The sequence below is a fragment of the Euzebyales bacterium genome, assembly GCA_035461305.1.
In the GTDB taxonomy this organism is placed as follows: Bacteria; Actinomycetota; Nitriliruptoria; order Euzebyales; family JAHELV01; genus JAHELV01.
The window spans coordinates 16,308-40,800 of the sequence record DATHVN010000050.1; the positions used below are offsets into that span (position 1 = coordinate 16,308).

The following is a 24,493-nucleotide window of genomic DNA, read 5'->3' on the forward strand; positions in this document are numbered from 1 at the left end:
CAGTCCATGCGAAGGTGGCGTGCGCGGTTGTCCGGTCTCCAGACCAGAACGTGTTCACTTCTGCTCGGTCCGGACTGCGTAGACCTCGCGCTCCCACAGCCACGACACGATGCGTTCGACGCCCTTCGTCAGATGGCGCCGGTAGGTGCTCCACGGCAGCCCGAGCACCTCGGCCGCCGCTTCTTGCGTTGCGGCGGGCCGTAGGTAGGTCCGGTCGACGGCGCGCAGCAGCTTGTCGTCGCGTGGGTGGTCGCGCAGGGTGTCGATGGCCTCGTCGAGGCAGGCGCGCAGGGCATCGACGTCGGGCTCGGCGGCGATCCGCTCGCGGAGCAGGCGGGTGCGCAGCAGCGGGTTGCGCTGCAGCAGGTCGGGGCGGCGCAGGTCACGCAGCGCCTGGCGCACGGCATCCGTGAAGTCGGGCTGTGACAGGACCAGCACCTCCGGCGCCGTTGGCGGCGGCAGCGTCGGGTCCTGTGCGAGCGCGCGCTCGGTGATCAGCTCAAGCCAGCCGTCGACACCGACCCGCCGGAAGTCGTGCGCGAACAGCCCGTAGCAGCGTCCGCCGACCGTGAAATCCCCGCCCTCGACCCGTGCCAGGTCGGCGACCGCGAAGTAGGCGTCCCAGCGGTCGGGCTCGGCGAGCGCGAGGAAGTCCCAGCTGAGGTTCGACTGCTGCAGGTACCGCTGCAGCGTCAGGATCGGCGTCGCGTTCAGCGTCGGCGAGGGGTCCTGGTAGCACTCGGCGTCGACGACGAACCGCGTGAGGGTGACCAACTCGCCCGGGCGTGGTGGCGCGGTCGCGCCGGCGTGGGCCATCGCCGCCGCGGCGCCAGGATCCCACGCCAGGCCGTCGTCAGCGACCGCGGCGAGCTCGACGAGCCCCAGCACGCCTCGGACGTCGCCGTTGGGACGTCGCAGCACGTGGAACGCCTCGGGCTGCAGCTCCCACCAGCGCTGTGCGATCGCCGCCGACGCCTCGCCCTCGGCGCCGCCCACCAATGTGACGATCGCGTCGCGGTCCTCCGGGCGGGCGGGCTCGGCGTACCGCCGTCCCCAGGCGTCCCAGTCGACGGGCGACAGGATGCTCGGCAGGTTGCGGAACACGAACTTCTCGTCGAACAGCGCGCGCTGCTGCTCGTGGCCGCGCAACGTGGCGAGCCGATCGTGGATGTGTGCGCGCACGCGACGGAAGACGGTCGCGTAGCCCTGCGGGTCACGCCACCGCAGGTCGCGGTCCAGCACGTCCCGCGCGAGGTCGTGGGGGAACGCGCCGTCCGATCCGCTCTCGACGAACGACAGCTGCCGTAGCCAGGCGAACACGTCGGTCGCGTCGTCGAGGTCCAGCGCGTCGCGCAGCAGCGCCTCGGTGGTGACGCGTGCCAGCGCGCTGGCCTCAAGCGCCCGGCGCTGCAGGCCGGTCGGCACGACATCGACGAAGCGGCGGACCAGCACGCCGACGATGTCGGGCGTCATCGGGTCGGCGTCCGGCCCGGCGTCACCGTCGGCGGCGGTGTCGGCGAGCAGCGACAACGTGAGCGGGTGCCCGTGGGAGATGCCGGCCAACTCGTCGTGCACGGCCGGATCGACGCCGCAGCGCTGCAGGTACGTGCGGCTCTCGTCGGGCGTCAGGTTGCGCAGCGACACGATCCGCAGCAGGTCCCGCCACCCGGGGTCCGCGCGCCATCCCGCACCCGGTGGGTTCCGTCCGGCGAGCACGGTCACCGTGCCAGCGGGCATTGTCGGCAGCAGGTCGTCCCGGATCCACCCGTCGACGGCCTCGAGGAGGTCGTAGGAGTCGATCAGCAGCACGATGGGTCCGTCGACGTCGGTGATGCCGACGAGCGCTGCACGCACCGCGGCGACCGTCGGCGTCAGCTCGCGTCCGTCGTGGCGCACGACGGTCACACCGGCGTCGTGCGCGTCGTCGGCCAACGCGTCGAGCAGCTGGGTCTTGCCGATGCCGCCGGGACCGTGCACGTACAGGACGGCGAACGGTGACGCCCCCGCGAGCACCGCGCGGAACAGCTCGCGATGCGCCGTCCGACCGACGAACACTTGGCGTCTGCGGCTCGCCAACACGTCGCCGAGCGTGTCCGATGCGTCGGCAGCAGCCATGCCCTCACCCTATCGGGTGGCCGGGGACCACAGCACGGTGCCGGTCCATTGCCGGGGTCCGTAGACTCCCGCGTATGGACGAGCTGACGTGGCAGCCAGCGGGCGAGCACCTCGTCGCGGCTCGAGTGGGCACCCTCGCCGTGGTGCGCATCGACCGAGCCGACAAGCTCAACGCTCTGTCGCCGGCCATGCTGCCCGACCTCGCGGTGGCGATCCGCGGTCACGCGGCCACAGCCGACGGACTGGTGCTCACCGGGACCGGCCGGGCGTTCTCGGCAGGTGACGACCTGGACGCGACGGCCGACCTCGACCGCGACGGGTTCGAGGCACTGATCGCCGGGTTCCAGGACCTCACGCGCGCGGTGCTCGAGACCGACGTGCCGGTGATCGCCGCGGTCAACGGCCTGGCCGTGGGCGGTGCCGCCGAGCTCACGCTGGCGTGCGACGCGCGCATCGGCGCGCCGGACGCCTTCCTCCTGTTTCCCGAGAACAGTCTCGGGCTGACGATCTCGAACGGCTCGACGTACCTGCTGCCGCGCGCCCTGCGTGCGGGGGCGCTCCCGCTGATCCTCGACGGCGGCCGGATCGAGGCCGACGAGGCGCTGCGCCTCGGCTTGCTCACCGACGTCGCCGACGACCCGCTGGCCGCCGCGATCGCGCGTATGAGACGGTGGACCGCATCGACCGCCGCGACGCGCTGGCACCTGCGCATGCTGCGTCCGGACCGGGCCGCCGTCGAGGCCGCGATGCGGCGCGAGACCGAGATCGCCCTTGAGGTGTTCGGCGCCGGCATCGCGACGACGGGTGCCGCGGCGTTCCGCGACCGCGCCCGATGAACGGCCAGGCCAGGCTGCGGCGACCGGTCAACCTCGATTGGGCGCTGGGCGATCTGGTCGACCACCGCGCGGCCGAGCACGGCGATCGAGTGGCGCTGCGGTCAGGTGACGATGCGGTCGTGTCGTTCGCCTCGCTGTCCAGCCGTGTGGCTGGCGTCCGCACCCTGCTCGCCGATCAGGGGATGCGGGTCGGCGATCGTGTCGGCCTGGTGATGGCCAACACCCTGGCGTTTCCGATCGCCTGGTTGGGTGTGGTGTCGGCGGGCATGACAGCCGTCCCGGTCAACAAGCGCTCCGGTCCGGTCGACGCGCGCTACCTGCTGGACCACAGCCGCACCCGCCTCGTGCTGGCCGACGAGTCGACGCGGCACCTCGTCGCGGCGGCCACCGACGGCATCGAGCAGTCGATCGCGATCGAGGAGGTCGATTGCGACACCTGGCCCGACGCCGCCGGGACGCCACCACCGACGGCCATCAGCGCGGCCGCGCTGGCCAACATCCAGTACACCTCGGGCACGACCGGGCTCCCCAAGGGCTGCATGCTCAGCCACCGCTACTGGCAGCAGATCGGGCAGGGCGCCGTCGACCTGCTCGGCCTCAGCGGAGACGACGTCCTGCTGACGGCCCAACCGTTCTCCTACATCGACCCGCTGTGGAACACCGTGGCGGCGCTGCGGGTGGGGGCCGAACTCGTCGTCCTTGACGGCTTCCATCCCTCGACCTTCATACGCGACGTCGCCAGCTTCGGCGTGACGGTCTTCTACTGCCTGGCGACGATGCCGGTGCTGCTGCTGCGTCAGCCGCCCGCGGCGCACGACCGCGCGCACCGCCTGCGGCGCGTGTCATGCTCGGCGATCCCGCCGGACCTGCACGCCGAGCTGGAGCGGCGCTGGGGCGTGCCCTGGCACGAGGTGTTCGGCATGACCGAGACCGGGCTGAACATCGCGGTGCTCGACGACGAGCACGATGAGTTGGTGGGCACGGGCAGCCTGGGCCGGGTGCTGGCCCACTGCGAGGCCCGCGTCGTCGACGCCGACGGCATCGACGTGGTGGACGGGGACGAGGGGCAGCTGCTGCTGCGCGGGCTCGGGATGATGGACGGCTACGTCGACGATCCCGAGGCAAGCGCGGCGTTCTTCGCCGATGGCTGGGCACACACCGGCGACCTGGTCGTCCGTGACCCCGCGGGCCGGCTCACCCTGCGTGGCCGGCACAAGGACACGATCCGGCGGGCGGGGGAGAACGTCGCCGCGGCGGAGGTCGAGACGACGCTGGTGACCCATCCCGCCGTGCTGGAGTGCGCGGTGCTGGGCGTGCCCGACGACGTGGTCGGCGAGGAGCTGCGTGCCGTGGTGGTCACGGCTGCCGACGGCTCGACGACGGCCCGGGAGCTGCATGCCTACCTCGCCGACCGGCTCGCCTGCTTCAAGGTGCCGCGCTACTGGGAGTTCCGCGGTGCGCTCCCGCACACGCCGTCCGAGCGCGTGGCCAAGCACCGCGTCGGTCCGCCGAACGGCGACCTGATCGACATGTCCCGACGCGACAGCGCCTGACCCGTGCCGCCGCCGCTCGGGTGCGGCCCAGCGTCAGCTGCCCTTCGCGCCGTCGATCGCCTCGCGCAGCAGGTCTGCGTGACCGGCGTGGCGGGCGGTCTCCTCGATCACGTTCAGCAGGATCCATCGCACGTTGACCCGCTGACCCGTGCGCGGCCGGAGGTTGACCGACAGGTCGTCGAGCGAGCCGACCGACGCCACGGCCTCCCGGCTGCGCTCGCAGGTCCGCTCGTACAGCGCGACCAGCTCCGCGGGATCGTCGTCGGCCGCCGTCCGGAAGTCCCAGTCGGGATCGGCTTCGCCATCGACGTGGGCGTACCACGGCGCCGGCTCGTCACCGAGCAGCGTGACGCGGCACCAGCCGTACTCGACGACGGCGAGGTGCTTGAGCAGCGCGGCGAGCGTCAGGTCTGACGCCGCCGTCGTGGCGTTCATCTGCTCGCGGTCGACGCCCTCGACCTTCATGAGGATGGTCGCGCGCTGGTGGTCGAGGAACTGGGTCAGCTGCGTGCGCTCGTCGGCTGTCTCGTCGGGGGCCCGTCGGTGCATGACAGCACCGTACACATCGTCACATCGTCGCGGTCCGTCGAGTGCCGACGCGCCGCATCGTCAGACGTGGGCGTCCGGGTCGGCCCGCGCGATGCAGAACTCGTTGCCCTCGGGGTCGGCGAAGACGGTCCACTCGAACCCTGGATCTCGTGCCGTTCCAGCTCCTGGCCGCCGAGCTCGACGATCCGGCTGGCCGTCGCGGCCGCGTCGCTGCTGCCGCGAGGTGCAGCCGGTTGCGCCCGTCGGTCGGGACGGTTGCGTCCTCACGGTCCGCCCATGCGCACCGGGGGGGGGCACATCGGGTCATGCGGCCGGTGGTTCAACTGCCTGCGTCCCAGACGCCCATCGCGGGCGGCCGGCGTGCTCAGGCGCTGGCGGACTGCAGCGCCCGCCACACCCGCTCAGGGTGCAGCGGCATGTCGAGGTGGGTGACGCCATGGGGGCGCAGCGCGTCGAGCGTGGCGTTGACGATCGCCGGCGGCGCGCCGATGCAGCCGGCCTCTCCAGCGCCCTTCACACCCAGTGGATTCGACGGCGCGGGGCTGACGAGCCGGTCGGTCGTGAAGTGCGGCAGGTCGGGTGCACACGGCGCGTTGTAGTCGACCAGGCTGGACACCTGCGGCTGGCCGTCGGGGCCGTAGTGCACCTGCTCGTACAGCGCCTGGCCGATGCCCTGCGCCAGCGAGCCGTGCGTCTGGCCCTCGACGATCGCCGGGTGCAGCACCCGCCCGCAGTCGTCGACCGCCACGATCCGCCGCAGCGTGACGAGGCCAGTGGCCAGGTCGACGGCGACGACCGCCGCGTACGCGCCGTACGGGAAGGTCTGCGCCTTGGCCGACCACGCCTCGTCGGCGGCCAGCGACACGCCGTCGGCGGCGGCGCGTTCGATGACCTGCGCCAACGTGACGCCGCCGGTGGGGTCGCCGGCCACGCGCACCGCGTCACCGTTGACGACGAGGTCACGCGCGTTGACCTCGAGCATGGCGCCGGCGACCAGGGTGACGCGCTCACGGACCGCGCCGGCCGTGCGGTGCAGCGCCGAGCCGGCCAACTGTGCCGAGCGGCTGGCGAACGTGCCCGTGCCCTCGGCGACCGCCGCGGTGTCGCCGGCGATCACCGTGACGTCATCGGGGTCGCCGCCCAGGACGTCCGCGACGATGCCGCTCCACACGGTCGCGTGGCCCTGCCCGCTGTCGGCGGTGCCCACACGCGCCTCGGGGCCGTCGGCGGTCAGCTCGACCCTGGCGTACTCGCTGGAGTCGGGACTGCCGCCGGCGCGCTCGATGAAGACGGCGACCCCGAGGCCGAGCGCGATGCCGCCGGTCGGGCCGTCCCGCTGCGCCGCACGGACGTCGTCGGCGCCGATGAGCTCGAGCGCGCGGTCCAGCGCGCCGGCGTAGTCGCCGCTGTCGTACAGCGCTCCCGTCCGAGTGCGGTAGGGCAGCTGCGTGGACCGGATGAGGCTGGCGTGCCGCACGGCCACGGGGTCGACCCCGGCGGCGTGGGCGAAGGCGTCGACGGCCCGCTCGAGGGCGTAGGCGGCCTCGGGCCTGCCCGCACCGCGGTAGCTGCCGGTGGGTGCGCCGTTGGTCACGACGCTCGTCGTGCGGACCCGCAGCTGCTCGAGGTCGTAGGGACCCTGCGCGACCCATGCCGACAGCGTCGGGATCAACGCGCCGTTGTGGGGGTAGGCGCCGACGTTGGCGGTGATGTCGATCTCGGCGGCACGCAGACGGCCGGACCGCTCACCGGCGAGCCGGATCCGGTGGCGCATCGACCGCCCGTGGGTGCCGCCGAGGAAGTGCTCGGTGCGCGACTCGGTCCAGCCGACCGGCCGACTGGTGCGCAGCGCGCAGGCGGCGACCACGACGTACTCGGGGAACAGCATGCCCTTCATGCCGAAGGCACCGCCGACGTCAGGCACGATCACCCGCAGGCGGTCGAGGCCGAGCAGCTGCGACAGCTGCGCCTTCAGGCGGTGAGGCGCCTGGTGCCCGCACCACACGGTCAGCCCGCCCTCGCCGTCGGGCTCGGCCACGATGGCCAGCGGCTCGATCGCCAGCGGCGCCAGGCGCTGGTTCTCGACGGTCAGGCCGACGCACACCGGCCAGCGGTCGAGGTCGACGTGGTCGCCCGTCTCGGTCGTGCCGACGACGTTGTCACCTGCGGCGTCGAACAGCAGCGTGGTGCCCGCCAGCGCGGCGTCGACCCCGACGACCGTCGGCAGCGGGGCGATGTCCATGCGCACGAGCCCGGCGGCGTCGACGGCGGCGGCGGGGTCCTCGCTCAGCGCGACCGCGACGGGCTCGCCGACGTAGCGCACGCGATCGGTCGCCAGCGGCGGTCGCGCCATCGCGGGGTTGTCCAGGTGAGGCACGCGCCCGCGCAACGGGCGCAGATCCAGGTCGGCGGCGGTCAGCACCGAGACTCCCGGCGTCGCCTTCTCGGCCACGACGGCCTCGACCACGCCGTGCGCGATCGAACTGCGGGCGAACGCGCAGTGGAGCATCCCGTCACGGCGCAGACCCGACACGTAGCGTCCGCGCCCGGTGACCAGTCGTGGGTCCTCGCGGCGCCCGATCGCGGTCACCGGGGTACCGCCCCAGCCGGGCCGGTGGCGATGACCCCGGGCGTGGCGGTGTGCAGCCGCTCGTACCCGGTCGGCGTGACCAGGACCAGCTCGCCGGTCTGCACGCCCGCACGGCCGTCGAGCGTCACCACGTTGGGCTGCACCACGACGGTCATGCCCGCCGCCAGCGGCTGGTCGGGCAGCGGGGCGTCGGTGTGGCTGCGTGAGGCGACCACCGGTGGCAGGTACCCGCCACCGAAGCCGTGGACCACGTCGTCGCAGGTGGTCAGGCCTGCGTCCTCGATCACACCCGCAGCGTCACGCAGCTGCGCCGGCGTCGTCCCGTCGCGGATGATCCCCAGCAGGGCGTCGCGTGCCGCCTCTGCGATGCCGTGCAGCCGGCGGTGCAGCGGCGACAGCGGGGCATCGACCGTGAACGTCCGTAGGACCTGCCCGGCGTAGCCGTGGAACGCGGCGGACAGCTCGACGACGACCACGTCGCCTCGGGCCAGCCTCCTGGCGGTGGGAAACTGGCCCGGAACGCAGCGATGGGGGTCGTCCATGGCGGTGCTGGCCAGGTAGCAGATGTGCATCGACCCGCCGTGGGTCGCGCACGGGTGCTCGGCGAGCGCGACGGCTTCCTGCTCGGTGATCCCCGGCCGCAGACCGTCGGTCAGGGCGGAGATGCCGAGGTCACTCAGCCAGGCCCCGGCGCGTAGCCAGGCGACCTCCTCATCGGACTTGACCAGCCGCATGGCGGTGTAGGCGCGGTCGAGGCCGACGCGGGTCACGCCCGCGGCGTCCAGGCGGTCTGCGGCTGTGTGGGGGAGCGGACCGATGATGCCGACCCGCCCAGCCGGGCCGCGCGTGGCCAGCTCGGCGAGCACCGTGTCGATCGTCGACCCGCCGGCCCAGCGGACGTCGAGCTCGGTGTGCGCGAGGGTACGGGCCTGCGGGACGTGGTTGCGGAACTGGACGTACAGCACGTCGTGACCGGAGTGGTCGAGGACCAGCGCCGCCTCGCGGGTCGTCGGCCACCCGGTCAGCCACCCGATGGCCGTGCCGGCACGGTGGGCCCCGTACACCACGACGGCGCGCAGGTCGTACGCGTCGAGCAGGCCGGCGATGGCGTCGCGGCGACGCCGACGCTCGGCGTCGGAGAAGCGCGGAGTCGAGGTGCCCAACAGCGCCGCCACACCGGCCGGTGCCTGCTGTGTGCGACCCATGGCGACCGTTTCGTTGATGCAAACGTTTGTTCCCCCGTTATAGCAGGCAACCGCGCCTCGCGAACCACCAGGTGGAGACGGCTACTTGGTACGATGCGTCGCAATGCTGGGACGTCGGGTGACCTTGCGCGATGTCGCCGATCGGGCCGGGGTGCACCCGTCCACGGCGTCGCGTGCGATCAACGAGCACACGCGCTCGCTCGTCGACGACAAGACGGTCGAGCGTGTGCTGCAGGCGGCCAACGACCTGGGGTACCAGCCCGATTCGCTCGCCCGCGCGCTCAAGACCAACCGGACGCACACGGTCGGCATGCTGCTGCCCGACCTGACCAACCCGCTGTTCCCGCCGATCGTGCGTGGCATCGAGGACGGACTTGGCGGCGCGCACTACACCGTCATCCTCGGCAACACCGACAACGATCCCGCCAAGGAGCGCACGGTCATCTCGGCGCTGCTCGGCCGTCGGATCGACGGGCTGATCCTGGCCACGACCGAGCGCGAGCCGTCACCGATCATCGCCAAGCTCATGGACGGCGGCCTGCCGACGGTGCTCGTCAACCGCACGATCGACGACCCGAGGGTGCCGTCGGTGCTCGGCGACGACCGCGTCGGCATCGAGTTGGCCGTCGATCATCTGGTCGACCTCGGCCACACCCGCATCGCGCACGTCGCGGGACCGCAGCGGACCTCGACCGGCCTGCTGCGCCACGACAGCTTCGTCGCGTCGATGCAACGCGCCGGCCTGCCGGTCAACCGCGACCGCATCGTGTTCGCCGACTGGTTCCGCGAGGCGCCCGGCGCCACGGCGTGCCGGACCCTGCTGGACCGTTGCCCCGACACCACGGCGATCGTCGCCGCCAACGACCTGATCGCGATCGGCTGCTACGACGTGGCCAACGAGCGCGACCTGCAGATCGGGGTCGACATGTCGGTGGTCGGCTACAACGACATGCTGTTCGCAGACAAACTGTGCCCGCCGCTGACGACCATCCGGATCCCGCATTACCAGCTCGGCCTGCGTGCGGCGCAGCTGATCCTGAACCTGATCAACGACGCCCACGCTGAGCCCGAGCAGGTACGGCTGACGCCGACGCTCGTGCGGCGCGCGTCGACTGGTCCGGTGTGATCACGCGCGGGCGCGTGTCTCGGGGACGCTGACCGCACACCACACTGCCGCCGAGACCAGCAGGCCAGCGATGGCCATCATCGTCGGCGCGGGCCCGAGGCGCTCGAACAGCTGGGTGGCCACCAGCGGCCCGACGATCAGCCCGACGTCGCCGGTGAAGCGGAAGCGCCCAAGCTGCGGTCCCAGCTCGCCCTCGGCGGCGAGGTCGGCGAGGACGGTCGCGCCGACGGAGATGCTCCATGACGCCAGGGACATCACGACGATGCCGGCCAGCCACCACGGCACGCCAGGACCGATGACCAGCGCGACGCCGACGGCCTGCAGCAGCAGGCCGGGCAGCAGCGCCGCACGTCGCGAGACGCGGTCGGCCAGCGTGCCACCGACGAACCCGCCGACCAGGCGGCAGGCACCGCCAACCCCCAGAGCCACGCCGATCGTCGACACGCCGAGCTGCAACTGGTCCGCACCGATCAGCGGGATCAATGTCTGCGGCATCGCGCCGAGCGTGAAGAACATCGCGAACGACACCGCCAGCAGTGCCCGGTGCGCTCCCGGACCGGTGTGGATGCGCACCGCATCCGACGGCTCGGCGGTGTCGGGATCGGGTGGGATGCGCACCCGGGGTCGGCTCCGGTTGCGGCGCCGCAGTACGAGCAGCGCCAGGGCCAGGACCGCACAGGCGCCGGCCGCGACGACCTCGGCCACCCGCCACGACGACGCGGCTGCGATGCCGCCGGCGGCCAACGGCCCCAACGCCTGCCCCCCAAGCAGCGCGGTCGAGAACACTGCCAGCGCGGTCCCGCGCCGCCGCGTCGGCACCGTGACGGAGAACGCGTGCATGCCCGTGGCGTTGGTCACCGCCGACGAGATGCCCAGCGTGAAGGCCGCGACGTAGGCCGCCACGGGCAGCCCCGCGGCTGCCAGCGCCAGACTACCCACGACCATCAGTGTTGCCGACGCCGACAACAGCGCCGCGGGGTGCACGCGCTCGAGCAGCCTCCCCGCCGGCAGGTCGGTCAGCAACCGCCCCGCGGCATACATGCTCGTGATGATCCCGAGTTGGGTCGCCGACATCGACAGGTCCCGACCGATCTCGGGGAGCAGGGGCACGCGGAAGAATGCCGCCGTCGACAGCACCAGCACCGCTGCGCCGACGCCGGCCAGCAGCGGGTACCGCGATGCGGTGGGGGAACGGGACGGGTCGGTCGTGGTGGGCCGCGGCATCTCCCTCTACGCTACAAACGATTGCGCCGCCACGCTCCACGGGAGGTCCCACGCAGATGCAAGGAACGACATGACCTACGACGTGCACGCGCACTGCATCCCACCGCGGGTGATCGAGGCGATCCGCGCGGGTGAGGACGATCTCGGCGTGGAGATTGGCGACGACGGCGGGCGCGGACGCCTCTTCGTGGCGGGGACTCCGGGACGCATGCCGCTGCACCCCGGGTTGGCCGACCTCGACGCCCGCATCGCGGCCATGGACACCGCCGGCGTCACCGTGCAGCTGCTGTCGAGCTGGATCGACCTGACGGCCTACGCGTTGCCGCCGGACCAGGGCGAGCGACTCGCGCGCCTGTTCAACGCGGCGGTCGCCGAGATGGTGATGGTGACGCCCGACCGGTTCCGCGGGCTGTGCACCGTGCCGCTGCAGGCTCCGGAGCGCGCTGCCGCCGTGTTGCGCCAGGCCGTGACGGAGCTAAGCATGGTCGGCGTCGAGATCGCCACGACCGTCGACGGACGGGAGCTCGACGACCCCGGCCTTGACCCCTTCTGGGCGGCCGCCGCCGAGCTGCGATGCCTCGTCCTGCTGCATCCGCTGGACTCGCTGGCGGGTCGCGGCGTGCGCCGCCACTTCCTGTCGAACATGGTCGGCAACCCGGCGGAGACCACCATCGCCGTCGGACACGTGGTCTACGGGGGTGTGCTGCAGCGCTACCCGGAGCTGCGCATTTGCGTCGTGCACGGCGGCGGCTTCGTGCCGTACCAGGCCGGTCGGATCGCGCGGGGGTACGTCGCGCGTCCGGACCTGACCGCGACCGTGCTGTCAGAGCCGCCTGAGGCGTCGCTGCGGCGCCTGTACTTCGACACCGTGCTCCACGACCCGCAGGCCGTGGCGGCCCTGGTGGCGTTCGCCGGCGTCGAGCACGTCGTCATGGGCAGCGACTACCCGTTCGAGATGGGCGATCCCGACCCGGTCGGCACGATCGCCAAGGTCCCGGGCCTGACCGAGGCCGAACGCACCCTGATCCTCCGCGGCAACGTCGAACGCCTGATCAACGACCTGACCATCGCGTGACCACCCTGCGTCTCTGGCCTGAGGGCACGGTGGTTGGTCGCTCGCGCGGCAGACCGTACGGAAGATCAACCACCTTGCGTTGCTCGTACGATTGCAAGGTGGGTCACACGGTGATGACGATCTTTCCCGGGGTGTCGCCGCGCGCGAGGCAGCGGATCGCCTCCGGCACCTCGTGCAGCGGGAACGTCCGGCCGACGACCGGCGAGATCGCGCCTGCCTCCAGCAGTGCCCGCAGTGCGGCGAGCGCTTCGTGCTTGGTCGACATCTTCATGTTCGGTGGGGGCAGCTCGGGCACGAACGGTGACCTCGCCATCAGCGGCAGCATCGCACGCAGTCCCCGGCCGATCCACCGTGCGCCCTCGTCGCCGAAGCGGTCGTGGCCGATCAGCACGTACCTGCCGCCCGGTGTGAGCACCCGCCGGCACTCGGCGAACGGGTGGTTGCCGGGAATGTCGACGATGAGGTCGTAGCGCTCGTCGCCTCGGGTGAAGTCGTCGGTGGTGTAGTCGATGACGTGGTCGGCGCCAGCCAACTGCACAAGGTCGAGCCTGTCGGCGCGGTCGACGCCGGTCACCTCGGCGCCGTACGCCTTCGCGAGCTGCACGGCGAGCAAGCCGACGCCGCCGCCGGCCCCGTTGACCAGCACCACGTCACCGGGGCGCACCCGTCCCACGTCGCGGACGTTCTGCAGCGCGATGATGCCCGAGGTCGGGACGGCGGCGGCCTGCTCGAACGTCACATTCGCCGGCTTCATCTCCAACTGGTCCGCCGGAACGGCGACGTACTCGGCGTAGGCACCGCCGTTGCGCCACTGGTGACCCCTGACGGTCTCGCCGAACACCTCGTCGCCGGGGCGGAGCCGTGTGACCTTGGCACCGACCGCGTCGACCTTTCCGGCCACATCCGTACCCGGCACCGGGTTCGTCGGGTGGCGCAGGCCGGCACCCATGAGACGCAGCACGTAGGGCACCCCCTGCACGACGTGCCAGACGTCGGGGTGGACCGACGCCGCGCGGACCCGCACCAGGACCTCGTCGTCGGCGATCGTCGGCATGGCGATCTCGCGGACCTCGAGCGCGTCGGGTGAGCCGTACTGCTGCTGGACCACTGCCTTCATCGTGCGCTCCGCGCTGTCGCCGCTGTCATGTGCCTGGTCACCGACGCCTCAGCTGGTGATGCGGTCTCGTCCCGTAGCCGTCGTGCCCGATCGCCTTCATCGTCTGCGCTCCTGCTCGCTCTCCACAGAATGCTCGGGCGGCGTCGTCCCGGCCACTGCCTTCACTGTCCACGCCGGTGCGCGTGACCGCAATCGGGGAACGCCCCAGCACCTCTCAACACCCTGAGGCCGCGCCATCCTTCGAGTCCTCGCGCCGATGTGCCCCTTTCGCGGTGCACTGCGGTCTGTTACACCTTGACGCCGGAGCGTCGCGTACGCCCGGCGGACCGCGACCGACGGCCTGGTGCGTGTCCGGGGGCGCTGCGGCTAGGCACATGACGGCAAGGGGGCTACCGTGATGATCCGACTACGTTCCTACGCACTCGGGCTGTGCGCAGCGGCCGTGCTGCTGGTCGCCGCACCGGCTGTCGCGCAACCGCAGAGCGTTCCCAACGGGCCGTGGCCTACCGACGAGCAGACGGAGTCGTTGGCGGGCCTACGCAGCTATGAACAGCTGTGGTCGACCCTCGAGCAGGCCGAATCCTCGGCAAAGGGGGCGCTCGAGCTGACCGCGGCGCCGCGTGAGAGCAACACAGGCCGCGAGATTCCAGTCGTGACCATCGGCGACGGGCCTGCCGGCATCATGATCATCGCACAGCAGCACGGCGACGAATACGTCGTGAGCGAGGCGATGATCGACCTGGTCCGCACGCTGTCGAACGGTTCGGCCCAGTCGCGCGCCATCCGCGACGCGGTCACGCTGACCGTGGTCCCACGGGTCAACGTCGACGGGTTCGACGCACCGGTCACCGACGCGTTCGGCAACACCACGCCGTGGCGGCAGAACTACGACCCGTTCTGCGTGACCGGCCCGTGCCCGCCCTTCTATCAGCGTGGACGCGGCTATGACATCAACCGCTACCACTCCTACCTGCCCGAGGCGGACGTCGACCCTTACACGGGTGGGCCGAACCCGGTCCCCGAGTCGCTGGCGATGCGGCTGCTGTTCGACGAACGCGACCCGCTGGTGGTCATTGATTTCCATCACCAGGGCTCGTACGTCGACGAGGACGGCGATCTGATCACCGGGTCGACGATGTGGCCCAATGCGACCGCTGCTGCTGAGGAGCTCGGCGTCGAGGAGCAGTTCGCGGAGGCCGTGGAGCTGTCGAAGCGCGTCGTGTCGGTCATGGTGACCGAGCTCGACCAGTACGGCTTCGCCAACATCACGCGATACCCGGGGACGACCACACCGGGCATCGCACGCAACGCCTACGGGCTGCTGGGCGCCGGATCGGTCCTGTTCGAGATGCGGGGCGGCATCGGCCAGAAGTCGAACGGCTACATCACCCGTACCGCGTACAACGCTGCCATCTCGGTCGTGGCGGCGCTGGCGGACGGCTCCTTGTTCACCGCGGACACGGCCGTCGCCGACGCGCTGCCTGACCGCGGTCCTGGCATCGGTGCGCCGAACGACGAGGAGCACTCGGGCTGAGCATGGTCCGCCCGTGTCCCCGAAGCCACGAGCCTCCGGGAACACGGGCAGCCGTGCGCCAGGGCCATCGGGCCCGGAGGCTACCGCGGTGCTCGAATGCGGACGGCGTGCTGTTCGGTGCGACGGTCCTGGGCGCGGTCGAAGGTTGTCGGCGTGGATCAGCCGCCCTCGGGCGGGGTGAGCCCGTCGGACACATCGACGTCCTCGGACACCAGGTCCATGCCGGACAGCTCGGCCTGCAGCTCGAGCAGCGCGGCGAAGTCGACGTCGCCGCGCCCCGAGCCAATCAGCTGGACGACCATCTGGTGCACCAGCGCCGACACGGGCAGCGGCACGTCGAACTGGCGTCCCGCCTCGAGCCCGAGCTCGAAGTCCTTGCGCAGCAGGTCGCCGGTGAAGGTCGGGGTGAAGTCCAGGTTCACCAACGCCGGGGTCTTGTAGCGGCTGAACGTCGACCCCATGACGCTGTTGTTGAGGAACTCGAGGAAGTCGTGGCGGGGCACGCCGGCGCGCTCGGCCAGCACGGTGATCTCGGCCAGTGACTGCGTGACGATCCCCAGCAGCAGGTTGTGGCAGATCTTGACCAGGCGGGCGCGCTCGCCCTGCCCGACGTAGGTGACCTTCTGCCCGAACAGGTCCAGCAGCGCGGAGGACCGCTCGTAGGCCTCCCGCGGGCCCGACACCACGACGGTCAGCCGGCCGGACGAGACGACCTTCGGGTTCCCGCTCACCGGAGCCGCGAGCACCGAGGTGCCGACCTGCGCCGCTTTGCGGCGGACGCGCTCGGAGGCTTCGACGGAGACCGTCGACGAGTCGATCAGCACGGCAGGGCCGGAGCCGCCGGTGAGCAGCCCGTCGGCGCCCAGGGTGACCGCGTCGAACACATCCGACGACGACACCATGGTGACGACGAGGTCGCGGTCGGCCAGGTCGACGGCACGGTCGACCACCTTGACCCCCGCCGTGGCCAGCTCGTCGAGCTTGGACCGGGTCCGGTTCCACGCCGCGACGTCGCACCCCGCGTCGAGCAGCCGCCGGATCAACGCGACGCCCATCCTTCCGGCGCCGATCCACCCGATCGTTGTGTCTTCCAGCGACATCGCGGCGGTCTCCTCAGGTCGATCTTCGGGCGGTCGCGCCCCGATGGTGTAGGGTGCAAACGATTGTATCAGTGAGGATCAGCGAGGCCAAGGGACGAGGCGATGCAACAGCGCGACGTCGGGAGCCAGGGTCTGGCGGTGGGCGCGGTCGGCCTGGGTTGCATGGGCATGACGTTCGCGTACCGCGGTGCGGACGAGGAGGATTCACACGCGACGATCCAGCGGGCGGTCGAGGCGGGCGTGACGCTGTTCGACACCGCCGACATCTACGGCCCTGGGACGAACGAGGAGCTGATCGGCGCGGCGCTGCGACCGATGCGCGACCGGGTGGCGGTCGCGACCAAGTTCGGCCAGGTGCGTCACCCCGACGGTAGCCGTGGCCTCGACAGCAGCCCGGCCCAGGTGCATCGCGCGTGTGACGCGTCGCTGCGCCGGCTGGGCATGGACCACATCGATCTGTACTACCAGCATCGCGTCGACCCGCAGGTCCCGATCGAGGAGACCGTCGGCGCGATCCGCGAGCTGGTCGACGCCGGCAAGGTCCGGTTCCTGGGGTTGTCCGAGGCGGGTCCGGACACGATCCGCCGGGCGCACGACACCCATCCGATCACCGCGGTGCAGACGGAGTACTCGCTGTGGACGCGCGACGTCGAGGCGGAGGTGCTGCCGACGCTGCGGGAGTTGGGCATCGGCCTGGTGGCCTACAGCCCGCTGGGCCGCGGCTTCCTCGCCGGTGCCATCCGCGAGCGGGCCGCACTGGCGGAGGACGACTCGCGCCGTCGTCAGCCGCGGTTCGCCGACGGCAACCTCGAGCACAACCTGGCGCTGCTCGAGGCCGTCGAGGCCGTCGCCGCACGCGTCGGCGCGACGCCGGGCCAGGCCGCGCTGGCGTGGGTGCTCGCCCAGGGCGACGACATCGTGCCCATCCCGGGCACGACGCGGCGCGCTCACCTCGACGAGAACCTCGCCGCCGCGGCGATGACCCTCGCCGACGCCGACCTGGACGACCTGCGGCGGCTGCTCGACGCGCACACGGTCGCCGGCGACCGCTACCCGGCCGCGATGATGCACGCGCTGGAGACTTGATCGACCCTACGCCAGGAGCCCACGTGGACGGCCGGGCCTCCGCCGACGTCGAGCTGATCGCCTACCACGACCTCGAGGCCAGGCCGTCGTTCAAGCTCGCGCTGCAGGTGGTCGACGAGCGCTGGGTCCTGTATGCGACGCGGTTCTGGGAGCCGGGCATCTGGATCCTCGACGTCACCGAGCCGCGGCGACCGGAGATCATCGGTGTGATCGTCGCGACCGACGGCCCACTGGTCGCCACCTGGCAGGTCCAGGTGGCCCATGGCCTGCTGGTCGGCTCGCTTGAGCACCGCCCGCCGGCGTGGGGTGGCGACCCGCAGCACGCCACCGACGAGGGGATCGTGCTCTACGACGTGCGCGAACCACGGGCTCCGGTCGAGCTCGGTTGCCATCGGTACGGCGCGAGCGGAACGCACCGCAACTTCTACGACGGCGGCCGGTACGTCCACGCGACGGCCGCGGTGCCCGGCCACGACGGCAACATCTACTCGGTCCTCGACGTCGGCGACCCGGCCGCGCCGCGCGAGGTCGGCCGGTGGTTCCTCGCGAGCAGTACGTCGCGGGCGGCGCGCGTCCGGACCGCCGCCTGTCGCTCCACGGACCGCCGTATGCGCTGGGGGACCGTTGCTACCTCCCGTACGGCGCCGCCGGGGTCGTGATCCTCGACATCGCCGATCCGACGACGCCGCGCCTGATCTCCCGCCTCGACATCGGTGCGGCGTTCTCGAGCGTCATCGCGATGCACACGGTGATCCCGCTGCCGCGGCGCCTCGCGGTCGTCAACACCGAGGCGATCGCCGAGCTGTCCGCCGAGCCGTACAACTTCGCCGGCATCGTGGACCTGTCCGACGAGTCCAGACCCCGGCTGATCTCGCTACTGCCCCCACCCGTGCCGCACGACGGCGCCCCCTACCCGAACTTCCAGACACGCGGCGGCCGCTTCGGTCCCCACAACCAGCACCATCACCAGGGCAACCCGCACCTGTTCCAGTCCGACACGGTCGTCCATCTGACCTGGTTCAACGCCGGCCTGCGGGTCTACGACGTCCGCGACCCGTGGGTGCCGCGCGAGATCGCCCACATCCTGCCCGACGACGCGACGCAGCGGCGCGGGCTGCTGCCGGCGGACCGCGCTGGTGACGCAGTCCGAGGACGTGTTGGTCGACGCGTGCGGCTACGCGTACGTGACCGACAAGAACCACGGGCTGCACATCGTGCGCTGCACCGCCGACCTTGCGGCGCCGACGTCCTGACACCTGGGGCTCGCGTCAGCGACCGGCGGCGATGACCTCCCCGATCGACGTACCGAGGTCACGCAGCATGACCTGGGCCGCGTTGCGGCCTGGTGCACCGGTGATCGACCCGCCTGGGTGGGTGGTGCCGCCGGTCTGGTAGAGCCCGGGGATCGGCATCCGGTGCTGGGCCCAGCCCGGCGCTGGCCGCAGCGCATCCGCAAACGGCGTGGCCCGGTCGCCGCCGTGGAACGTGCCGTCGATCATGTGGGCGTTGGCGGCGGCGATGTCGTCGGGGCTACGGGCGAGCTCGGCGGTGATCACGTCGGCGGTCATGTTGGGCGCGATGGCCCGCAGCCGGTCCAGCAGGCCCGCCGTGAACCGGGGCTTGGCCTCGTCCCAGGTCTCGCCCTTCGGTGGCAGGTGTGACTGTGGGTGCAGGATCTTGACGGTGTGGTGCCCCGCAGGCGCCCGCCGGTCGTCGACCAGGCTGGGCGTCGCGACGAGCGCCCAGGGGAAGTCGGGGTCGGCGTGACCACGGCGGATCCTGGTGGTCGCGTCGATGACGTCCTCGGGCCAGCCCGCCCAGCCCGCTGACACCGCCGACCCGGTCCCGTCGGTGGTCGTGAACGCGGGGGCCGCGGTCGTGCCGAGGTACACGACGTAGGCGGGCAGGCCGACGTCGAGGGTCTCGACACCGTACACGAAGTCCTCGCCCCACAGCTCGCGGGGCGCCATGTCGAGCAGGTGCCTGACGTGGATCGTCGACAGGACGGCCTCGCGGGCGCGGAACTCCTCGCCGTCGCCGGTTCGCACACCGACGCAGCGTCCGGCGTCGACGATCAGCTCGGTGACCCGCCGCCCGGTCAGCGCGGTGCCACCCGCCGCCTCGATCACCCGCACCAGCGCGTCGGTGAGCTGGCCCGAACCACCACGCGGGATCGACCAGCTGCGGGCCTGGCGACCGGCCATGATCGAGTAGGCGAGCACGCCCGAGCCCGGTGCGTCGAGCGCCACCAGCGTCTGGGACGCCTGCCAGCACACGAAGGCCTGCACGTGCGGGTCGGTGAACTCGTGGCTGATGACCTGCCACGCGCTCAGGGCCTTGCGGCGCAGCCACACTCGGCCGGACGGCGTGGCGCGCAGCGTGTCGTCGACCGACGGGCCCGTGCCGACCGGGGTGAACAGGTTCGACCTGAACACCCCGCGGACCTCGGCCCACTCCCGCTGCATGCGGCGGTAGGCCTCGGCGTCGGCGGGGCAGAAGCGCGCGAACCCGGCGACGGTCCGCTCGACGTCGAGCCACATCGTGAACGACTCGCCGTCGGGGAACACGACGTGGGCGACGGGATCCGGGTCGACGTAGGTCAGGCCCTGCTCGGACCGCAGCCCCAGCTCGTCGTCGGCCAGCAGCGGGTTGCCCTGGATCAGCGTGTGGCCCGTCGAGCACGAGTCGATCAGGTAGCCGGGTCCGAGCAGCTCTTCGGTCACGGCGCCACCGCCGAGGACGTCCTGCTCCTCGAGGATCAGCACTTCGCGGCCGGACCGCGCGAGGTACGCGGCGGCGATCAGGCTGTTGTGCCCGGCGCCGGCGACGACGACATCCGCGGTCGTGCTCACGTCACCCCCCTGGTGTCGGATGTGTCATGTGGCGTCGGCCTCCCGGCTCGGCGACGTGGCGCGTCGCGCGGCTCCGGTGGCCTCGTCGCCATCACCCTCGGTGGCCTGCAGCCCGCCGCCAAGGTAGAGCGACCCCAGCCGGCCGCGAACACGCCGTTGGCGGCGTCACCCAGCGCCTCGCCGAACGTCGGCAGGCTGGGCCCGGTCGTGAAGAACGCGGCGTCGGGCTGGTAGCCGATCTCCTGCGTCGCACGCACCGGGCCGACCGAGTCCTCGAAGATCGTGCCGCCCACGACCATGTCGGCGTCGGAGTCGGCGATCGCGTTGGCCAGCGGCGCGAAGTCGACCTGCGGGCTCGACGAACAACATCTCGTAGCGCTCGGCGACCTCGGACGTGGGAATCACGAGCTTGGACGAGAACGGGCCGAAGACCAGGTCGACGTTCTCGGTGGTGATCAGCCGTTCGTAGTCGCTGACCGCGGTGTTGACGTCCGAGGCGTCGTCGCGGACGATCAGCTGGACGGGCCGGCCGGGCAGTCCGCCACTGCTGTTGACGTCCTGGGCCAGATCCGTATCCGGTCTGTGCGGCCGAGCCCGGCTCGGCGAACTCACCGGTCAGCGGTAGCGAGATCCCGATGACGATGGGGTCGCCCGACGCTCGCCGCCGCCATCGGCACTCTCGCTCCCACCGCTCTCACTCTCGCGAGGTCTCCGAGCCGACTCCGCCGCTCCGCCGCACGCGGCGAGCAGAGCAGCAGTGCGACCAGCAGGGCGCTCATCCGTGTCGATCGTGCCACCACGTGCGGACTCCTCTCGTGTACCCCCGTGCGACGCCTGCCTGGTCCAGCGTTGCAATCGTTTGTATCCGATCGTTGTCAGACCTGTCAAGGGATCCGGGGGACAGGGTCCCTCTGGGCACGGGTAGGCTGGGAGCACTCCTACGCAAACGATTGCCAGGAGCACGGATGCCCCGGACCAGTTATGTCGATCCCGCCACCGTGACCGACCCCGGGCTGCGCGCGCACCTCGAGCGCGGCGCGACGCGGGGGACCCGACGCCCCGAGAGCCTCGCCGTGCGTGTGCACGTCCCCGAGATCCTGCGCACGTTCTGCGAGACGTGGGACGCGTCGTTCTACGGCGGGGTCGTGGACCACGAGACCAAGGAGCTGTGCCGCGTGACGCTGGGCGGCCCGTCCCGTGAGCGGGGCTAGGTGAGCAGCGGCGCCACCTCCACCGAGGCGCCGTCGCGACGTGACGACTCGAGCGCCGCGTGGACGATCGCCAGCGCGCGGATCGCCTCGTCGGCGCCGACCTCCACGGTGGCCTCGTCCCTGATGGCCAGCGCGAACTCGTCGAGCTGCTCGCGGAACATGTCGGTGCGGGGCAGCGGCACCTCCGTACGCACCGACTGGCGGTAGGCCTGGGACTGCAGCGTCGACCAGTCGTCGGCCTGGTCGGACGCGTCCCAGTGCGTGAAGTCGAGGTCGTACAGCAGGTTCTGCTTCGTGCCCTGCAGGCGGATCTGGTAGATGCCGGGCGACGCCCAGCCGCAGCCGAGGTAGCCGAGCGCGCCGGAGGCGAACTCGAGGATGCACATCACCGCGTCGGGCACCTCCGACGCCGTGTGCAGCCGGCGGGCGTGGGCGGATACCGACGAGACCGAGCCCAGCAGGTACTGCAGGTTGTCGGCGTGGTGCACCCCGAGTTGGATCAGCGTGCCGCCGGGCGACCTGTCGGCGTACCAGCGCCAGGTCTCGGGCGTCAGCTCGAGACCGCGCTCGTTCGAGAAGTTGGCCTCCGCGAGCGAGACGGCGCCCAGCGTCCCGTCGTCGATCCAGCGCCGCATCACACGACTGCCGGCCAGGCGGCGCGCTGAGTGGCCGACCGAGAACACCAGACCCGAGCGCTCGACGGCGGTGCGGACGGCCAGGGCGTCGTCGAGCGTGTGGGCGATCGGCTTGTCGACGTAGACCGCCTTGCCGGCGTCGAGCGCCTCGACGATCAGTGGCCGGTGGGTGTCATTGGGTGTGGTGATGATCACACCCTCGATCTCGTCGTCGGCCAGCAGCTCGTCGTAGGACGACGCCGCACGCGGCACGCCGAACTCGGCGCAGAACGCCACACGGTTGTCCGCCGAGCGCGAGAAGCACGACGCCAGCTCGATCACCCCGCCGCGCTGCGCGCCGCGGGCCAGCACCTTCGCCCAGCGGCCGAGGCCCACCGGGGCGAGGCGCACCGGGTCGAACGGCGGACGGTGGGTGGGGTCGCTCATGCGGTCGGCTCCGGTCCGTTGGCGTCAGGATCGACGACGTACGTCGTCTCGCTCAGGTTGGCGGCGAGGTCGGGGTGCGGAAAGAAGCAGACGAGCTCCATGTCGGATCCGGGATCGGGCACGGTGGCGTGCGCCACGCCTGCCGGCACGTGCACGACGTCGCCGGGCGTCACGGGGCTGCGCCTCTCCTCGATCCACACGTGCCCCGTGCCCGCCACGACGTACACGACCTCCTCCGAGTGCGGATGCACATGGGCCTGGCGACCCGTGGTCCGGCGCAGCCGCACCACGCGCAGGCTCGAGGCGGTCGGCAGGCCGGCCAGCGGGTCGGCAGACCGGCGTCCCTCGAGCTGTGCGACCTCCCACGTGGCGTGGGGCACCACCGTCATGACGTCCCCTCGCGCAGCACGAAGATCCGCGTCACCTGCGCCGCGATCTCGGCGGCCACGCGCTCGGCGAACGCCGCAGCGCGCTCGCCGGTCGCCCAGCCCGGGCGCCCGTACCAGCCGTCGCGGTCGATCTCGGTGACGTCGGTGATGTAGCCGTGCACCTCGCGGTCGCGCCGCATGGTGTCCATCGCCGCGGCGTGATCCGTCCGCGCGGGGGTGTCGGCCAGGTCACCGCGCACCAGCGCCGGGTCGTGTGCCAGCACGGCCATCGTCTCGATGCCGCCGCCGTGCGTCAGCTCGCCGCCCTCTGCGGCGTAGATCCGCTCAGCGGTGTAGCAGGCGTGCGCGGTGACCACGACGACGCCGGGGTGGTCGTCCTGCAGCTCGGTGGCGACCGCGTCGAGCGACGCGTTGTTGCCCTCGTGCCAGTTGCACAGCACCAGCCGGTCCATCGCGCTGTCCTCGACGAGTGCCTCCGCGACGTCGTGGAGGAGCGCCTCGAAGGTGGTGCGGCGCAGGCTGACGGTACCCGGGTGGCCGGCGTGGATCGGCGTGACGCCGTACGGCCCGACAGGCACGAGCAGCGCGTCGAGGCGCTCGGCGAGCGCCTCGGCGACCAGTTCCGCCGCGAACGTGTCGGTGCCGCACGGCAGGTGGGGGCCATGTTGCTCGACACTGCCGAGGGGCAGCACGGCTGTGGCGGTCCGGCGTGCCAGCTCGGCGATCTGCGTGGTGCTCAGCCGCATGATCGATCGCTCGTTCATCATGCCTCTCCGGGGTGCGGGTCCATGGTGGCCATGGCGTCGTGCAGCGGAGCGTCGCCGACCAGGGCGCGGTAGGCCTCCTCGGCGGCGCGGCGGCGCAGCTCGGTCGCCGACTCCTCGGCGTACCAGGCCATGTGCGGGGTCAGCAGCAGGCGGTCGGTGACGCCGTCGAACACACGGAGGTCGGGCGGTTCGGTGGCGTGGACGTCGAGCGCCGCGACAGCGGGGGCGCCGCGGCGCAGGGCTGCCGCGAGTGCGGGTGCGTCGACGAGCGACCCGCGGGCGGTGTTGACCAGCACGCTGCCCGGCCGCAGCAGCGCGAGCCGGGTCGCGTCGAGCAGCGGCGTGCCGTCCGTGGCCGGCACGTGCAGGGTGACGACGTCCGCCGTGGCCAGCAGGTCGTGCAAGCCGGAGGGCTCGACACCCGCTGCGTCGGGTGGAGCGTGCGGGTCGTGGGCGAGCACCCGGCCGAACCCGACGGCGTGCAGCAGCTGTGCGACTCTCGCACCGATGCGGCCGTGCCCGACCACGCCCGCGGTCAGCACGTCCGGCAGGTGCAGGGGGCGGATGGCATCGAGTCCCAGCCGCCGGCGCGTACCGTCCGGTCCGCGACGGTCAGCCGGCGGGTTGCGGCCAGCACCAGCGCCAGCGTGTGCTGCGCGACTGCCTCCGTCCCGTAGCCGGGCACGTAGGCCACCTCGATGCCGTGGGCGCGTGCGGCGGCCAGGTCGATGGTGTCGACGCCGGCGCCGGCGCGTACGATCCGCGAGCACCGCAGCCGCGCGATCACCGCTGCGTCGAACCGGGGTCGGGAGCCGGTGATGATCACGTCCGCACTGCCCGCGACGTCGACGATCGCGTCGGCGTCGTCGCCGCGTCCGGTGACCAGGCGCGCACCCGCCGGTTCGAGGATGCCGCGCTCGATGTCGAGGTCGGGATGGCGGGTGCCGAGGAGCGCGACGACGGCCCGGTCGGTCGGCGTGGTGCGGCCACCGGGCGGGCCGGCCGTCGGAGGTTCCATCCCGATGTGCTGTTGATCCCCATCGTCGAGTTGCATATCTTCAGACCATACAATCGTTTGTACGAGAGAGGTGCGGTTGTGCTCA

General features: G+C 71.9%; 22 protein-coding genes. 8 read left to right on the plus strand and 14 right to left on the minus strand.

Going from position 1 to position 24,493, the window contains the following annotated elements; genetic code table 11:
- Positions 1-54: 54 nt before the first annotated feature.
- Positions 55-2,115, minus strand: a complete 2,061-nt coding sequence (locus VK923_04655; GenBank protein ID HSJ43958.1) for an AAA family ATPase — start codon at positions 2,113-2,115, stop codon at positions 55-57.
- Positions 2,116-2,189: 74 nt separating this feature from the next.
- Here VK923_04655 and VK923_04660 point away from each other — a divergent pair, with 74 nt between their 5' ends.
- Together VK923_04660 and VK923_04665 are read left to right on the plus strand one after the other, a co-directional pair.
- Positions 2,190-2,951, plus strand: coding sequence for an enoyl-CoA hydratase/isomerase family protein (locus VK923_04660; GenBank protein ID HSJ43959.1), 762 nt, complete (start codon positions 2,190-2,192; stop codon positions 2,949-2,951).
- Positions 2,948-4,504 carry an AMP-binding protein gene (locus VK923_04665; GenBank protein HSJ43960.1) on the plus strand — a complete coding sequence of 519 codons (1,557 nt, stop codon included), beginning with the start codon at positions 2,948-2,950 and terminating at the stop codon, positions 4,502-4,504. Before VK923_04660 ends, VK923_04665 begins: the two co-directional genes overlap by 4 nt.
- A gap of 33 nt (positions 4,505-4,537) precedes the next feature.
- On the opposite strand, the gene VK923_04670 is transcribed toward VK923_04665, so the two are convergent.
- The 3 genes from VK923_04670 to VK923_04680 form a co-directional block, all read right to left on the minus strand.
- A complete protein-coding gene (locus VK923_04670; GenBank protein ID HSJ43961.1) occupies positions 4,538-5,053 on the minus strand; it encodes a DinB family protein in 516 nt (171 codons plus the stop codon).
- A gap of 364 nt (positions 5,054-5,417) precedes the next feature.
- Positions 5,418-7,643 (minus strand): xanthine dehydrogenase family protein molybdopterin-binding subunit, encoded by a 2,226-nt coding sequence (locus VK923_04675; protein HSJ43962.1) that lies wholly within the window; start codon positions 7,641-7,643, stop codon positions 5,418-5,420.
- The gene (locus tag VK923_04680) at positions 7,640-8,848 is read right to left on the minus strand and encodes a M24 family metallopeptidase (GenBank protein ID HSJ43963.1); all 1,209 of its coding nucleotides are present in this window, start codon (positions 8,846-8,848) and stop codon (positions 7,640-7,642) included. Before VK923_04680 ends, VK923_04675 begins: the two co-directional genes overlap by 4 nt.
- A 118-nt stretch (positions 8,849-8,966) precedes the next feature.
- On the opposite strand from VK923_04680, the gene VK923_04685 reads away from it, so the two are divergent.
- Positions 8,967-9,974: a LacI family DNA-binding transcriptional regulator gene (locus tag VK923_04685; GenBank protein ID HSJ43964.1), complete on the plus strand. Its 1,008-nt coding sequence runs from the start codon at positions 8,967-8,969 to the stop codon at positions 9,972-9,974.
- Here the strand turns inward: VK923_04685 and VK923_04690 are convergent, their stop codons facing one another.
- Positions 9,975-11,198: an MFS transporter gene (locus VK923_04690; GenBank protein HSJ43965.1), complete on the minus strand. Its 1,224-nt coding sequence runs from the start codon at positions 11,196-11,198 to the stop codon at positions 9,975-9,977.
- 70 nt (positions 11,199-11,268) lie between these two features.
- Here VK923_04690 and VK923_04695 point away from each other — a divergent pair, with 70 nt between their 5' ends.
- Positions 11,269-12,273: an amidohydrolase family protein gene (locus VK923_04695; GenBank protein ID HSJ43966.1), complete on the plus strand. Its 1,005-nt coding sequence runs from the start codon at positions 11,269-11,271 to the stop codon at positions 12,271-12,273.
- Between the two features lie 103 nt (positions 12,274-12,376).
- Here the strand turns inward: VK923_04695 and VK923_04700 are convergent, their stop codons facing one another.
- Entirely contained in the window at positions 12,377-13,390 is a 1,014-nt protein-coding gene (locus tag VK923_04700; GenBank protein HSJ43967.1) for an NAD(P)-dependent alcohol dehydrogenase, read from the minus strand.
- 397 nt (positions 13,391-13,787) lie between these two features.
- Between VK923_04700 and VK923_04705 the strand changes: the two genes are divergently transcribed.
- Positions 13,788-14,924, plus strand: coding sequence for a M14 family zinc carboxypeptidase (locus VK923_04705; GenBank protein HSJ43968.1), 1,137 nt, complete (start codon positions 13,788-13,790; stop codon positions 14,922-14,924).
- A 158-nt stretch (positions 14,925-15,082) separates the two neighbouring features.
- Here VK923_04705 and VK923_04710 read toward each other — a convergent pair whose 3' ends face one another.
- Complete coding sequence (locus VK923_04710; GenBank protein HSJ43969.1) at positions 15,083-16,096, minus strand: NAD(P)-dependent oxidoreductase; 1,014 nt, start codon at positions 16,094-16,096, stop codon at positions 15,083-15,085.
- Between the two features lie 30 nt (positions 16,097-16,126).
- Between VK923_04710 and VK923_04715 the strand changes: the two genes are divergently transcribed.
- Positions 16,127-17,110, plus strand: coding sequence for an aldo/keto reductase (locus VK923_04715; GenBank protein ID HSJ43970.1), 984 nt, complete (start codon positions 16,127-16,129; stop codon positions 17,108-17,110).
- Positions 17,111-17,645: 535 nt separating this feature from the next.
- Positions 17,646-18,398 (plus strand): hypothetical protein, encoded by a 753-nt coding sequence (locus VK923_04720; GenBank protein HSJ43971.1) that lies wholly within the window; start codon positions 17,646-17,648, stop codon positions 18,396-18,398.
- Here VK923_04720 and VK923_04725 read toward each other — a convergent pair.
- On the minus strand, positions 18,379-19,962 hold the full coding sequence (locus tag VK923_04725; protein HSJ43972.1) for an NAD(P)/FAD-dependent oxidoreductase: 1,584 nt from the start codon (positions 19,960-19,962) through the stop codon (positions 18,379-18,381). The genes VK923_04720 and VK923_04725 overlap by 20 nt on opposite strands.
- The gene (locus VK923_04730) at positions 19,959-20,261 is read right to left on the minus strand and encodes a hypothetical protein (protein ID HSJ43973.1); all 303 of its coding nucleotides are present in this window, start codon (positions 20,259-20,261) and stop codon (positions 19,959-19,961) included. Before VK923_04730 ends, VK923_04725 begins: the two co-directional genes overlap by 4 nt.
- A 666-nt stretch (positions 20,262-20,927) precedes the next feature.
- On the opposite strand from VK923_04730, the gene VK923_04735 reads away from it, so the two are divergent.
- The gene (locus VK923_04735; protein HSJ43974.1) at positions 20,928-21,173 is read left to right on the plus strand and encodes a hypothetical protein; all 246 of its coding nucleotides are present in this window, start codon (positions 20,928-20,930) and stop codon (positions 21,171-21,173) included.
- Here the strand turns inward: VK923_04735 and VK923_04740 are convergent.
- The 5 genes from VK923_04740 to VK923_04760 are packed head-to-tail and all read right to left on the minus strand — an operon-like array spanning position 21,170 to position 24,408.
- Positions 21,170-22,234 (minus strand): Gfo/Idh/MocA family oxidoreductase, encoded by a 1,065-nt coding sequence (locus VK923_04740; protein ID HSJ43975.1) that lies wholly within the window; start codon positions 22,232-22,234, stop codon positions 21,170-21,172. The two genes, VK923_04735 and VK923_04740, sit on opposite strands and share 4 nt — an antisense overlap.
- On the minus strand, positions 22,231-22,623 hold the full coding sequence (locus VK923_04745; GenBank protein ID HSJ43976.1) for a cupin domain-containing protein: 393 nt from the start codon (positions 22,621-22,623) through the stop codon (positions 22,231-22,233). Before VK923_04745 ends, VK923_04740 begins: the two co-directional genes overlap by 4 nt.
- Complete coding sequence (locus tag VK923_04750) at positions 22,620-23,369, minus strand: creatininase family protein (protein HSJ43977.1); 750 nt, start codon at positions 23,367-23,369, stop codon at positions 22,620-22,622. Before VK923_04750 ends, VK923_04745 begins: the two co-directional genes overlap by 4 nt.
- A 17-nt stretch (positions 23,370-23,386) precedes the next feature.
- Positions 23,387-23,932: an NAD(P)-dependent oxidoreductase gene (locus tag VK923_04755; protein ID HSJ43978.1), complete on the minus strand. Its 546-nt coding sequence runs from the start codon at positions 23,930-23,932 to the stop codon at positions 23,387-23,389.
- Positions 23,926-24,408 (minus strand): hypothetical protein, encoded by a 483-nt coding sequence (locus VK923_04760; protein HSJ43979.1) that lies wholly within the window; start codon positions 24,406-24,408, stop codon positions 23,926-23,928. Before VK923_04760 ends, VK923_04755 begins: the two co-directional genes overlap by 7 nt.
- Positions 24,409-24,493 lie beyond the last annotated feature (85 nt).